The sequence below is a fragment of the Carboxylicivirga linearis genome, from assembly GCF_018271995.1.
In the GTDB taxonomy this organism is placed as follows: domain Bacteria; phylum Bacteroidota; class Bacteroidia; order Bacteroidales; family Marinilabiliaceae; genus Carboxylicivirga; species Carboxylicivirga linearis.
This window is the reverse complement of sequence record NZ_JAGUCO010000003.1, coordinates 459,984-475,976: the sequence shown is the minus strand read 5'-3', so window position 1 is coordinate 475,976 and position 15,993 is coordinate 459,984. Positions and strand designations below refer to the sequence as shown.

7 protein-coding genes are annotated in these 15,993 nt (G+C 36.9%); all 7 read left to right on the top strand.

Going from position 1 to position 15,993, the window contains the following annotated elements; all coding sequences use genetic code 11:
• Positions 1–490 precede the first annotated feature (490 nt).
• The 7 genes from KEM10_RS07355 to KEM10_RS07325 all read left to right on the top strand — a co-directional run bounded on the left by KEM10_RS07355 (position 491) and on the right by KEM10_RS07325 (position 15,979).
• Entirely contained in the window at positions 491–2,761 is a 2,271-nt protein-coding gene (locus KEM10_RS07355; protein WP_212215332.1) for a fasciclin domain-containing protein, read from the top strand.
• Between the two features lie 6 nt (positions 2,762–2,767).
• Entirely contained in the window at positions 2,768–6,043 is a 3,276-nt protein-coding gene (locus KEM10_RS07350) for a SusC/RagA family TonB-linked outer membrane protein (protein ID WP_212215331.1), read from the top strand.
• 12 nt (positions 6,044–6,055) lie between these two features.
• The gene (locus KEM10_RS07345; protein ID WP_212215330.1) at positions 6,056–7,570 is read left to right on the top strand and encodes a RagB/SusD family nutrient uptake outer membrane protein; all 1,515 of its coding nucleotides are present in this window, start codon (positions 6,056–6,058) and stop codon (positions 7,568–7,570) included.
• A gap of 127 nt (positions 7,571–7,697) precedes the next feature.
• Positions 7,698–9,449 (top strand): fasciclin domain-containing protein, encoded by a 1,752-nt coding sequence (locus KEM10_RS07340; protein ID WP_212215329.1) that lies wholly within the window; start codon positions 7,698–7,700, stop codon positions 9,447–9,449.
• 34 nt (positions 9,450–9,483) lie between these two features.
• Entirely contained in the window at positions 9,484–11,019 is a 1,536-nt protein-coding gene (locus tag KEM10_RS07335) for a fasciclin domain-containing protein (protein WP_212215328.1), read from the top strand.
• A gap of 7 nt (positions 11,020–11,026) precedes the next feature.
• Positions 11,027–14,212, top strand: coding sequence for a SusC/RagA family TonB-linked outer membrane protein (locus KEM10_RS07330; protein WP_212215327.1), 3,186 nt, complete (start codon positions 11,027–11,029; stop codon positions 14,210–14,212).
• A gap of 21 nt (positions 14,213–14,233) precedes the next feature.
• Complete coding sequence (locus KEM10_RS07325) at positions 14,234–15,979, top strand: RagB/SusD family nutrient uptake outer membrane protein (protein WP_212215326.1); 1,746 nt, start codon at positions 14,234–14,236, stop codon at positions 15,977–15,979.
• Positions 15,980–15,993 lie beyond the last annotated feature (14 nt).

Below are 15,993 nucleotides of genomic sequence, written 5' to 3'. Positions count from 1 at the left end.
ATCCCCTGTAAAATTCTCCATAAGACATAGAAGTTTGTACTTGACATACTTAACCAAAGTACTCTATAAAACTGATTTAATAACTACTACAGCTACTGCTTTTACACAAATACTTTATCACAACTTACTATTTTATTAAACAGTAAAACATCAAATATATTTTGCGACTAATCCAACCTTTTTATTGAACATTCTCCACCTGTATTTCCGCCCACATTTCCGATAGCAACTTTACTCACTCATGATTATTTTAATCTTTTTTAATTTTTAACCAACAAAAATATTCACTTCACAATCCTCATTCTCACATCTTTTAAACATTGATTATCAAACCGATAACACCTTGAAGTACTATATTACAGGCCTTTGTATATTTCTCCATTTTATTTGCACAGCCTTCTTATAATTTTACATTCGATTAATCTTCTTAACACTTGTTAACCCAAATATAAATAGAGGATTAAACAACAGCTGAACAAATCACATTTTTATGAAAAAAATATCAATCTTTCATTTGAGTTTTTTCATTACCGTACTTCTTTTATGGAGTTGCGAAAATGAAAAAGACACCTACTACGACAGACCCGATTGGCTGGAGTCAAACATACTTGTTCAACTTCAGGAAAAAGGAAATTTCAACTCTTTTTTAACATGCATTGAAAAAGCGGGTTATTCTAAGACTCTGAACGGAGCCGGTTTCTATACTTTATTTGCTCCCACCGATCAAGCTTTTACAACATTTCTGCAAGAACAAGGTCTATCTTCAGTGAATGATATATCCGCAGAATTGGCAAATGATATTGTTTCCTATGCATTGGTTCAAAACAGATATTCTGTTAGTGAGATAGACGACTATCAAACTACAAATGAAGAGATTGAAATGCCAGACGTGGCATTCAAAAGAAAAACTGCTTATTACAAATGGACTTATGACGAAGAAATTGAAGGACTGGGAAGTCAAAAGGTTATAGATGTTAACCGTGTTGGTCCAATGGAATACACCGGTGCAGATATATCATACGATGATAATAATTTTAAGAATATACCCTATTTCACGGCTCCATTTCTTCAATCCCTGAACTTATCTTCATATGATTACAACTACTTCTTCCCAAACACCACTTTAGGAGAATTTAATGTTGCGGATGCACAGGTAACAGAATCGGATTTATATGCTGAAAATGGAATTATCCACGTGGTTGATAAGGTTATTTTACCTTTACCCAATATAGAAGAGGCATTAGCAGAGAAAGACCAATACAGTACTTTCAAAAACATATTAAACGATTATTTATTACAATATGGATTAGCTGATGATTACTTTTTAATCAGGAATGAAGAAGTTACCGGCGTTTATGAAGATGTTTTTATTAAAGGCTATCCTCAAGCTTACTTTTCTCCTAATGTTGAGAACTACCTAAAAGGTACAGGCGGAGGCGAGTGGTATGATGACCAGAAGGAAGGTTTTACCATGTTTGCTCCTAATAATGCAGCTATTGAAACTTTCTTTAACGAGAAATTCTTAAAATACTACGAGTCAATTGAGCAAATGACAACAGACCAGATTGCGGACTTTGTTAATGCTCACCTTTGGAAAAATACCATGTGGCCAAGTAAATTCAATTTGTACAAAAATATTCATGGTGAAGAGGCTCGTTTTGATCCTGATACAGAAATTGATGATAAAACCATGTGTAGCAACGGGCTATTCTATGGCACTAATGTGGTTCAGGGATCAGACTTATATTATACTGTTTTTGGCGATGTATCATTAAATCCCAAATACTCTAATATGCTTAATGCTATCAACACCTTTCCTACCATAAAAACTCTGCTTAAAAACAGCAGTCCGGATATTAACATTCAGATGATTCTTTTAGATAACGATCAAATGGATGCAACCGGAATTAGGTATAATTATGGAAGGGCTTCATGGGAGATATCAGACAATAACCCATTAGGAAATAACGCACTGGTAGCATTAGAACGCTTACTAAGTTTACATATCTTCTTAAATAAAGATATCGACTTTGCTGTTCCCGGCATCTATAAATCAGGTTTATTCGAAAATGGTGAATATGTTAGATTGGCAACATACCGCGGCAGATACTTCCTTACTTCGTCAGGTAATGAACGATTTAACAGTGGTCCTGAATATTTAGGTCCTATCGAAGACGAAGCATCTAATGGACAATCATACACCGTAGCAGAACCAATTTTATTTTCAACCGAGAATGTGGGCTATCACATTACTAAGAATCTTGCCAGCTTTGGTATGTTTTATCAGTACCTATATAAGTCGGCAACTAGCCCTAACTCCGAAGGTGAATCAAACGATGGGTTTATTTACAGCATACTAACACAAGCTATAACAGACGTAAAAGTATCGGTACCTAACACTATTATCATTCCTAATGATGCTGCTATGCAAAGAGCGGTAGATGAAGGTTATTTACCTGAAATAACAGTTGCAAATTTCACTCAGGATGAGCAACAGATGGTTTACAACTTTGTAAAATACCATGTTCTTACCAATAATATTATTGTTCCAAGTAATGACTTTGGTGCTCCGGTAAAAACGCTTTATAAAACTGTAGATGGTGACACTTATGTTTCAGTAATATGCCAGGGCGGAGAAATGCAAATTTATGTAGAAGGTCGTGACGCTCCTGTAAACATAGTTAATTCAAGAAGTAATGTATTAGCTAACCGAGCTGTCCTTCATCAGGCAGATGATTTTTTACGCTTCCCAAAAAATTAACCATTCATGAATAAGATACTCACAATATTCACATTATATGTGTTTACGTTAATAAGCACTGTCTCTTTTGCGCAAGACCGGATAACGGTAAGCGGACGTGTTACAGATGAAATTAGTCAAGGTCCCCTTCCAGGAGTAGGAGTTATTGCTCTAGACAAAAGCGACCGTATGCTTCATGGTACCATAACCAACCTAAATGGTGACTTTGTTATAGATGTTCCCAAAAGTACAGCTACACTGAAATTTTCCTTTATCGGCTTTAAAGAGCAAATCGTTCCTTTTTCTGCAGAGAAAACACAATATAATATTGTTTTAAAAGAGGAAGTAGTTGAAATTGAAGGCGTACAGGTAACTGCGATTCAAAAAACCAATACCGGCTTTATGAATTTGGATGCCAGAGATATGGCAGTAGCTGTTTCTAAAATATCAGCTGAAGAGTTTGATGATGTTCAGGCCTCTTCTATTGATGAAGCCCTACAAGGTAGATTAGCTGGTGTAAACATTGCAGCCAACTCGGGTGACCCGGGAGCTGGTATGTCAATACGAATCAGGGGTGTTAGTTCCTTTTCAGCTGACGCTCGTCCTATGATTGTTGTTGATAACGTACCTTACGAAACAAATATTTCAGCTGACTTTGATTTTGCAACAGCCAACGAAGAAGGATATTCGCAGATGCTGAATATTTCGGTTAGTGATATCAAAGAAATTACTGTACTAAAAGATGCTGCTTCTACAGCTATGTGGGGACCAAAAGCTTCTAACGGTGTGCTAATGGTTACAACCAAGCGTGGTGTAAGAGGACGTGCGCCAAGAGTTACCTATACTTACAGAGGTACTTTTACTGAAAAACCGGAAGCGCTACCCGTATTAAATGGAGATGAATATTCTACTCTTATTTTAGAAGCTTACCAAAATACCTATAACAGACCTTTAAATACTAGCATCAGAAAAGAGTTTTTATACCTTCCTACTGAACCTTATTATTTCTATAATTACGGTCAGAATACCAATTGGATGGATGCCATTTCACAAACAGGTTACATCCATAACCACGACCTTTCGATTGATGGTGGTGGAGACAAAGCAACCTATCGTTTCTCGCTTAACTATCAAGACCAACAAGGTGTGACCATTGGAAGTGGCCTGGACAGATTATCAGCCCGTCTGAATCTTGATTATTATATATCTGAACGACTGAAGCTACGCGCCGATTTCTCTTATGCACATGGTGATACCTATGGTAATTATACAGAAAATGGTTTAATCCGAAATTCTACCAGTATCAGAAGTACGGCTTATCGCATGATGCCTAACATGTCGATATATGAGTACAACGCATTTGGAGAATTAACAGGTAACTATTTTGCTCCTGAAAGTAATGCTCAAGGTATTTTTCCAATAATGTATAACCCGGTAGCCTTGGCAGAACTTGGAGTCCAAAACACCATTAACGATCGTGTTAATTCAAAGTTCAACCTGCAATATAACATCACTAATGACCTTAGGTATGCACTTGATTTATCTCTGGACGTTAACTCTAATAAACTTAAGCAGTTTCTACCTCAGGAAGCTACCGGAGTTGCTATGACAAGCACCTTAGCCAACAGAATGATTGACAGAGATGATGATTCATATAACATTTACACAAATAACCGATTAACTTATTTCAAAACCTTTGATGAAGAAAAACATAAGTTAACGGCAACCTTAAATTTCCAAACCAACGAATACATAGGTTATGGTTCTTATTTAACGAAAGCGAATGGTATTTCATCTTCCCTTCCGGATGCATCAGGAAGTGGTCGTGACAATATCTCGGGATATGGAGGTAGAACGGTACAAGGCAACGGCAGATCAGTGGGTGCTATGGCAATGTTCCATTATAGCTTGCTTGATCGATACATCCTTTCTGCCGGAATCAGACGTGACGGTAACTCAAGATTTGATAAAAAGTATCGTTGGGGTAATTTCCCAAGTGTATCAGCTGCATGGCGTATATCCGGCGAACCATTTATGCAGCAGTTTACATTTTTAGATGATGTACGACTACGATTCAGTTATGGTGAAAACGGACACCCTCCACGTAACGAGTCTATGTTCTACAGTAACTATTATACGTATGATTTTTCTTATTTGGGAACTACAGGTGTTTACCCAGGTAATATGCAATTACAAAACCTAAAGTGGGAAAGCATACAATCAACCAATGCGGGTATTACAGCTGAAATGTTCGACGGACGCCTTAGCACAGATATTGACTTCTATAAAACCCGAACTGAGGATTTATTATCATACAGAGTTGCCACACAATCAACATCAGGTTATGGATCTCAATCAGTTAAAAACATTGGTACATTAGACAATTACGGATGGGACTTACAAGTAAGAACCTGGCCGGTTAGAAATAAAACCTGGAAAGTTTCCTTCGACTTTAATATAGCACGAAATTATAACATCATTCGCGAGATTGCTGATGATTTTTCAGGAGTTATGGATCAAGCTCCTACTAATGGAGAATACATAAGATTTGCACAGATAGATAATCCGGCCGGATCGTTCTATGGTTATAAGTATAAAGGAGTTTACACTAATCCTGATCAGTTAATAGCACGCGATGCAGCAGGCAACATTATCACCGATCCAAATGGCTTACCTGTTTACATGATTTACGACTATGGAAATATTGGTTATGAATTTCAGATGGGTGATGCCATGTACGAGGATGTCAATAACGATGGTAATATAAACGCTGCCGATGTCGTTTATCTGGGAAATGCCAACCCGACTTTCACAGGAGGATTTGGTCAAAATATCACCTACAAAAATGTTTCATTTAACTACTATTTCTATTACAGTGTTGGCAATGACATTATTAATAGTACCAAAATGAATGGTGAGAGTATGGACGGGTACGACAATCAGACCAAAGCAGTTCTAAAAAGATGGAGAAAAGAGGGAGATATTACAGATATGCCTCGTGCTACTTTTTATGGATATAACTACCTGGGTTCTGATCGTTTTATTGAAGATGGTAGCTTCTTACGCCTTAAGTATATTACACTGGCCTATCGCATACCTAGGACCTTCTGTAGAAAACTTGGCATGCAATCAGCACGTTTGTCAGCCACTGTAAATAACCTTTTGACATTTACCAATTATAGCGGTCAAGACCCTGAAATCAGTATTAAGTCTCAAGATGGAACCATGTATACCGTAGGTTATGATAACTCTCAAACCCCGGTTACCAGAAATGTCACCTTTAACTTAAGTGTTCAATTTTAAAAGTAAGTAGCCATGTTATATAAATTTCAATATAAAACTAAATCAATAAAAGTAGTTGCAATGGCTCTGCTTGTCTCTCTTGTGAGCCTGTCATGTGATGACTGGTTGCACCTGGAGCCTCAGAACAGTATTACAGTAAAAGACTATTGGCAATCAAAAGAAGAAGTTCACAGTGCCGCTATGGGAATGTATTCATCTATGCTACAGGACCACCCTTCATTATTTATTAGATGGGGTGAGGTTAGAGCTGAAATGGTTACCTCCCTTAATTATGGAGACTATATTTTTGTGAACAACGGTGATATCTTACCAACTCTTGGTTTAGTGCGATGGGCTCCATTATACAGAACCATTAACTTCTGCAACAACTTTATAGAAAAAGCCCCTTCGGTACTGGATATTGATGATTCGTTTACAAGAGAAATGTTGGATGTATATTTATCAGAGGCCTATGCTATTAGAGGACTGATGTATTTTTATTTGGTTCGCTTTTTTGGAGAAGTACCGCTTGTGTTAGAGGCTACTTTATCTGATGATCAGGAATTAAGAATACCAAAGAGTCCAATGTCTGAAGTATTAGCTCAGATAGAAGCCGATTTTATCCGGGCTGAACAAACTGCAGTAGTTAATTTTGATGACATTGAAAGCGATAAAGGCCGAATAACCAAAGCAGCCATTAATGCAATGCAAGCCAATTTATATTTATGGACCAACGACTATAACAAAAGTATTGAAGCAGCCGATAAGGTTATTAATACCGGTAAATTTGGATTAGTACCTTTTGGTCAACTTTGGCTTACCACTTTGTTTCACGAAACCAATTCGATAGAAGGAATTTTTGAGTTGCAATATACAGATCAGTATCTGAATCCGTTTTATAGCATGTTTAACAACAATCCACTATTCACTGCTAATGCAGACATTATTGAAAACTATTTCCCAATTGATATTTATCTCGATCCGGATAGTTTGGATATTAGAGGTGATCGCGGTTCTTACCGTTCTTCTCGTCAATATAAATTGTGGAAGTATATTGGAGTGAATCGCAGTGTTGCTAAAACAGATGATCAATCCACATCAAACTTTATAGTTTATAGATACGCCGATGTTCTTTTATTAAAAGCTGAAGCATTAGCAATGAGAGCTAATGAAGGTGATTTAGAAGAATCTCTTAGACTTATCAATGTCATTAGAAACAGATCCAAGGCTGCTAAAGAAACACAGGAGATATCAGACAATGAATCCCCAACTACCTATGGATTAATATCCTACATAGTTAACGAGAGAGCTCGCGAATTTGCATTCGAAGGTAAACGTTGGTTAGATGTTCTGAGAAATGCTCGTCGTAACAATTACGAACGCATGGATTTAATAAGAACCATGGTACTGCTGGGTTCACCCAGCAACCGTACGCAAACTATTTTGAGTAAATATCAGGATACCTTGAGTCATTACTTTCCAATAAATCAAGATGATATAAATGCAGGCTATCCTATATTGGAGCAGAATCCTTTTTACAGAAATTAAATTGAGTTAATACCTATAACAGATGACTACCACTAAAGACATATCTCAAAAAATAAGAGGCCAGTTTTTATGTCACTTACTTTCATCTGTTTGGTTTGCTAAAAATGTTTTTGAAAATCTAAGAATCATGAAAAAATCATATTTATTTAAGCAGAGCTCACTTATTTTGACAGTTGTTGTATCCATGATGTTTACTAACTGCCAAAATGAAGAATATACAGAGAGAACCAATTACGAACAATTAATTGGTGAATATCTGGAGACAAATCCTGATCAATTCTCAACCTACGTTGAAGTTCTTGAACAAAGCAACTCTATTTCATTCCTTAAGGCTTACGGTGCTTACACTGTATTTGCTCCAAACAACGAAGCCTTTAGCAGGTATTTTGAAGAACAAGGAAAAAGTGGAGTTAATGACTTCACAGAAGAAGAATTGAAAGATCTGGTAAGGTTTCATACCATAAGAGATACCATTGCCTCTACCCTGTTTATAGATGGCAGAATGCAGACTCCTTCCATGTATGGACAATATCTTACCACTCAAGCAATCAATAATGGTGATGACTTACAATATCTAATTAATAAGTATGCAGAAATAGATATTAAAGACAAACGTTTATTAAATGGAGTTTTCTATTCAGTTAATGATGTTTTAAGACCAGAAACCAGAACTCTGACTGAAATAATAGCCGATGATGAAAATTATAGCATTTTCCATGAGGCGCTAGTACAGACAACACTTGCCGATACACTTAGTTTAAAAGTAAGCAGAGAGGATGAAAACCCTCGTCATTTCACAGTTGTTGCTATTCCTGATGAAGCATATGCAAAAGATGAGATTTTAAGTTATAATGATCTTGTTGAGAAATATTCTGATACCGGAGATCCAACACTCGCTACCGACAGCTTATATCTGTACATGGCTTATCATATACTTGACCACCAGCTTAAGTACGTTTCAGACCTTCAGGAGCAGGCAGCTCATTTAACCTACGCTCCTCTTGAAGTTATCACTATTAAAAATGCAGATGGTGAAGTATTAATCAACGAAGATGTCTTTAACGGTGAAATCGAACCCGGTTATCCTATCAATCGTGATTTATCAGACGTAACTGCCAATAATGGAGTTTTACATGTGGTAGATAGTGACTATGGAATTAAAGTACGCCAACCATTCCCTGTTTATTGGGAGGTAACAGACCAATTGGAGATTAGAAAGATGCCTGGAATATACAGAAAACAGAGTGTAACTCTTTCTCCAGGGCAATTAGAAGATATTGTATGGCCTGATGGTACAGATATTGAATATACCGTTGGTACATCCAACTCACCTTATCCTTATGTTTTAGGTGATTATTTAAATGTGTATTTACGTCCGGAAGTAACTCCATGGATTGAATTCACAACTCCCGTTTTAGTTAAAGGACAATACAAACTATGGACTTGTACTCGTAACGTTTATCCTTCTTCCGGATATCGAAATCCGATCTTCTTTGTGTATTTCAATGATGAAGTATTACCTGTTATTATTGATACCAATACAACATTAAGCCGCGATGTTAGTGAAGAAGAGTATGAACTGCAAGGTTTAAAATGGTATTCATTCTGGCCTGAGCGCGATTCAACTGCCTATCGTTACGTGGATGGCTCTGGTTCCGGACGATTTACCGGACAGTTAGCAGGTACAATTAACGTGGAAACAACCGGCCGTCATAAAGTACGATTTGTTGGAATTACTGCCTTTGCCGGAAGACATTTATGGTTAGACCAAATCCATTTTATTCCAACTGATATGGATCAGATATGGCCCAAAAGTAATGTTGTTGATAATTCCAGAATCTACAAAGAGGGATTACCTCCAATGACTGTACCTGAATAACCTAACGAAACTAATGGATAGAAAAAACACAAGTATGAAAAAATATATTAATCTAATTACTGCTATATTACTGGTTCTTTTCACCATGGGGTGTCAGGACGCTTGGGAGGACCATGCCGACATAGCCGACAATACTGCTTCTGCCACACTTATGGAATTACTGGAATCCAGATCTGAATACAGTAATTTTGTCTCAGCCATTAAAACAAGTGGGTTAGATAGCATCATTAATCAGCCTATAATGCTAACAGTATGGGCTCCTGACAACGAAGCTTTTACCAATATACCGGATGACAAAGAGGAGTTAAAAATTCTGGTTGGAAACCATATTAATTATGGTGCGGTGCAGGTTAAACAGTTAACCGAGATACAAAAGCTATCAATGGTTAATGGTAAATATGTTGAAGTCGATGGCTCAGGTAATAAGGTAGATCAAGTTACCATTAGTACAGTAGATATACCTGCTAAAAATGGTTTTCTTCAGTTAGTTGACAATACACTTGAACCCAGAATGAATATTTGGGAGTATGTAGAAAATTATTCAGGCACCAGCAAGCATATTGAATATCTTAACTCTCTTTCAGGAGAAGTATTTGATCCTGAAGTAGCTGAAATTATTGGTTATACTAATGATGGACAAGCCATTTATGATACTCTATCAGGAATGGTTTGGAAGAATGCTTTTCTGGATGAGGTTGCTGATTTAAGAGCAGAAGACTCAACATTCACCTTATTAATTATTGATGATAGTGCATTCGACACTGAATTTAATAAGTATCTGCCTTATTACAAGGTAAGTCCAAGTGTCACTGAAGAAGCCCTTAAACTAGATACTGCAATGTGTTTATCCAAAATAACTAAAGACTACGCATTTAGCACTAGTTATACTGCTTCTGATATTCCTTCTCTAGTACTTTCAGTGGATTCAATTATGGTACCAATTGATAAGAACTTGATTACTGAATCTTTTTATGCAAGCAACGGGTGGGTTCATCATATTTCAGCTTGCCCGGTACCTTTAGAGAATAAGATACTACCCATTATTGTTGAAACGGAATCTATTAATCGTTTTATCGACAATTACAAAATAAATGGTAATGATATAGCCGGATCACCGGGCGGTCATCTGAGAATCCGCCCTCAAGCATCTGGTGGTTTTGATTATGTATTGGATAATTGGTCTTCAGGAGTTCAGGCATCAGGTTTAATTCTTCATGCCGGAACAGTTGCAGCAACTAAGTATAAGTTCTATTGGAAGGCGGTAAATGACTTTAATGGATCATACAGACTACCCGATACTTCGGAAGATTTTGTATTAAGACAAAGACTAGGTTATACCACCTTAATAGACGAAACAAACGAGGTCTTTAATTTCAACCCGATGACTGGTGTATCTGACTTTACAGATGTAACAGCCTTATCGTACGACGAGGCAGTGGAGGAAGAAGTTGGAATGAGAAGCTTTACCTATATGCGAGATCTCTATGTCTGGCTTCAAAACGAAGGCGACAAAGCTGTAACAGCCGATTACATAAAACTAGTACCTGTTTTCGAACAATCTGAAAATTAAAAGCACCATGACGAAAATTAAATTTATATACTTACTCATCTTTGTCTTTATTGGAGGTTCTGCAGCCATTGCCCAGGTGCAGGAGAGCGAACTCCAAAAGATTACAGGTACAGTCTTTGACATACAAACAAATGAGCCTGTTGAATTCGTTGCTATCGATAATGACTCAATTGCTTCTACCTTTTCTGATATTGAAGGAAAATTTGAAATAGGAGTTATTTCATATCAGGGAGTTTTAAAGGTATCTGCATTTGGCTATATCTCACAAGACATTGTTATCGCAGGTAGATCAGAGATCAACATTTACATGGCACCTCTTGGCTACTCTTCTTTTCAACGAGATTACCATACTGGCTTTTATTCTACCAAACAGGCCTACTCAACACAGGCTGTTACAAATTTGCAGGTAAATACACCATACGACAATGCAGCCCTTACCGGAGCTGAATCTGGAGAAAGCACTTTCAAAGGTCGTGTTCCCGGAATGGAAGTTTTAAGCCGTTCTGGAGTTCCGGGTGTTGGATCTGATATCTTCCTAAGAGGTTTTTCATCTCTTTATGGTAATAATCGACCATTAATTGTGGTGGATGGGATGATTTATGATGATAGAGAATATGGTACAAGCATCATTAATGGGCAACGTAAGAATCAGTTTACAGCCATTGACATTACCGATATTGAGAATATATCTGTTGTAAAAGATGCAGTATCCATTTTTGGATCGAAGGCTGCAAATGGAGTAGTTTATATTAGAACTAATCATGCTACAGAACAATCGAATAAGATTGAATTTAATATGTCAGGTGGAATCAACTTAGCCCCTCAGGGTTATCCATTAATGGAAGCTGATGATTTTTCTCTATTCTTAAGTGAGATGTTGCAAAGTCAAGGTTTGTCAACCGATTCTATTAGACGTTTACCTTACATGATTAATACTCCTGGTTATGAAGAGTATTATCGATATCACAATAATACTGATTGGCAAAAAGAATTATTTGCCCAGAGCTATAATACTAACGTTGGATTTCGCATTACGGGTGGTGACGATGTAGCTCTATATGCCTTATCTGTTGGTTACCTGAAAAATGAAGGTACTGTTACTGGCACCGACTATAGCAAGTTTAATATGCGCTTTAATTCTGATATTAATATAAGTAAGGTTTTTAGCCTTAACTCTAATATCAGCTTTATGCAAGGTCAACAAAACCATATGAGTGGTACTGGTTTAACCAGCCTTGATAATCCATATTACCAAACCATGGTAAAATCACCTCTTCTTACCATGTTTAACCGCACTTCAACTGGTGTTTACAGCCCGGTATATGAAGATTATGATGTTTTTGGTAATTCCAATCCAGCATCTATCATGCAAAGTAATAATCCACTTGAACAACAAGTGCGTAACTATCGTTTTGTAGGATCATTCAACTTTAACGCTAAAGTGAATAAAAATCTGACAGTGCATAACCTTATTGGTGTTGTATTTGATAAAGACCGCGAAACATTTTTTATTCCTTCTTACGGGATTGTTCCGGACACAACCGATTTAGGAGTTATTTATAACCGAAATGGATTCCGAACTGTTAAACAATTCACTATCAACAACGATTTTAGAGTTAATTACGACAAAACATTTAATAGGGTGCATGATTTTAATGCTGTAGCAGGAGCGCGTATTAACATGAATCGTATTGAAGAAGACCGAGCTACCGGAGCAAACACTCCTAGTGATCAATATACTACAGTAGGACAAGGAAACGCGATTTTTAATCAATCAGGTGGTTTCTTAAGCGATTGGAGTTCTATTACCTATTACGCTATGGCAAACTATGGTTTTAGCAAAAAGTACTTCCTATCAGCCAGCTTAGCTTTAGATGGAGCTTCTCATTTTGGATCCGAAGCTGATGGTTTAAAAATTGGAGACTTTGTCTATGGAGTTTTTCCTTCGATATCCGGAGCCTGGTTGCTATCTTCTGAAAACTTTTTATCCAATTTATCTTTTGTCAACCTGCTTAAATTAAGGGCTAGCTATGGATTAACCGGCAATGATGATTACAGTTTGTACCATCGTTACAAATACTATTCTGCCATTAATTACCTGGGACAACAAGGTATTATTAGGGGTAATATTCCAAATCCGGCTATACAATGGGAAACAAACACTAAAGTAAATGTAGGAATGGATATGGAGTTGCTTAGAAGTCGACTAATCATTTCTGCTGATATTTATCAAAATACAACCGATAACCTAGTTGAAAACAAAGTTGCTTCAATTTATTCGGGTGAAGCAAATTACTTTTTCAATAACGGTAGTTTCACCACTCAGGGAATTGATTTGGGTATTACAGGTAAAATTATAAGCGGAACAGTCAATTGGGACTTAGGTCTTGCTATTGGTAAGTACACTACAGAAGTTACAGCTCTAAATGATAACAGACTTGAAACGGAGATGTATGGTGCAACCATCTTAACAGAAGTAGGTAAACCGATTGGTGTTTTTTACGGATACGAAACAAATGGTGTGTATGCAACCACAGAAGCAGCATCAAATGCAAATTTGGGGAACCTATTACCAAACACATCTATTGTTCCTTTTGAAGCTGGTGATGTAATTTTTGTTGACCACCATAAGGATAATATAGAGGGAGAAGAATACACAAGTATTATTGATGAAAATGATAGAGTTGTTATTGGAGATCCAACTCCAGACTTTTTTGGAGAAATAAATACACGTGTTAATTACAAGGACATCACACTGGTTGCCAACGTTGGTTTTTCTTATGGTAATGATGTATTTAACTACATGCGTTCGCAACTTGAAAACATGGATTCATACAACAATCAAACCAAGGCAGTTAGAAACAGATGGCGTTATGAAGGACAAGTAACAACTATGCCTAAAGCCACCTATGATGATCCAATGATGAACAATCGTTTTTCTGACCGTTGGATCGAAGATGGTTCATACATCAGACTAAGAAATGTTACCCTGAGTTATAAACTGCCTATCAAAACTGGTTTCATGGAGCGTCCTGAGATTTATGTGACAGGCAACAACTTACTAACATTTACCAAATACAAAGGCTTAGATCCTGACTTCAGCGCTGGCAATAGCACTTTAACTAAAGGTATTGATGTTGGTCTAGTTCCTCAGAGTCAATCTATTTTACTGGGTCTTAAACTAAAACTTTAATCAACAGAAACAGTCAAGATTATGAAAAAGAATTCACCTATAATAGTCCTCTTTTTAGCATTCATCGCACTTTTTTCTGCATGTAACGACATATTGGAAGTGGAGGACATGGATGTGTTGAAAGACAGTGAGCATTATAAAACCATTGCTGACGCTAATAGTGCTGTTTTTGGGGCCTATGCTCTGTTTCAGGAACTATCTCCGCAATTAGTTGTATTGAATGAGTTAAGAGCCGATTTAATGGACATCACTTTCAATGCTGATCACTTCTTGGAAGATGTAAGTAAACATACAACAGCATTAGATAATCCATGGACCGATCCCAGACCCTTTTACAAGGTTATAAACAACTGTAACGATGTAATGAAGAACCTGACTATTATGTATGAAGGATCAAAAATTACACGCGAACAATACTATCAACGCTATTCTGACATGGGAGCATTACGTACCTATGTTTACTTACAACTAATTATTCATTATGGTTCAGTGCCATATATTACAGAGCCAGTTGAAACTATAGATGACTTGCTTAATATTGGTAATTCAGATATACCTGTGTTAGGTATTGAAGACATGCTAGCCGAATTGTTACAATTTATGGAAGAACTTCCTTATAAACTTCCTTATAGCGATACTGGTATGACTACAGGTTTTGATGGTTTTTCATTTAATCTAGCATTTATTGATAAAGAATACCTTTTAGGCGAATTAAACCTTTGGAATGGTAATTATCTGGCTTCAGCCTCCTACTTCAAAAATATAATGGAACGTAGTACCGGTAATATGGACAGATATAAAATACCAACCGATTTCTTCACAGGTAATAATTATCATAGCCGATACGCCAGATACTTCGAAAATGACCTGGAAAGTGCAATGAACAATTGGCCTACAATGTTCTCCACATACGGAACATCAGATTTCGATAACGAATGGATTTGGTTAATGTATTTTCATAAACAATATGAACCCTCACCTTTTTACGAATTATTTTCCATTGATTATGGTGAGTATTATCTGAAACCATCTGCTGCTGCTATCAAGAACTGGAATTCGCAGACTCAATTAAATGGTTTTATCGGTGACTTCAGAGGAAACATCGAAGATGAAGCAGGTAATACCGGATCGTATATGATGGTCGGTAACAATCCTGTTATTACAAAATATACATCAGATCATGAAGAAAACAACCCATTACAAAAACCAGGTAAATGGTTTAAATGGCGTGCCAGCTCTTTACATCTTCGTTATAGCGAAGCTGCAAACAGAGATGGAAAACATACAGTTGCTTATGCATTAATTAATAATGGTATTCAAGCAAATTATGCTTTTGAAGGAAATAAAGACACTATTTACGGTCAGTTTAATTATGAGATGACTCATCTTCCATTTCCATATGACTTTGATGCACGAACAACCAACAACCTTCAAACACCTCCTGTACACAGAGGATTGTGGTACCGAAATGTAGGTCTTCGAAACAGAGTTAGTTTACAAAATTTCACAGTGGCCGAACCAACTGATTCCTTGCTAACCATTGAAGATAAAATATTGGAAGAAAATGCTCTGGAAATGGCGTTCGAAGGAGATCGCTGGGGAGACCTGGTGCGCATTGCTCTTCGCCGTGGTGATAACACTATTCTGGCTGAGAAAATTGCAAGAAAATTTGAATTGGCAGGAGACGCGGCCACAGCAAACCGATTAAGAACTTATTTATCAGACAGAAGTAATTGGTGGTTACCTCTTAAAGATGAAGAAGAATAAACATTAGCAAAGGC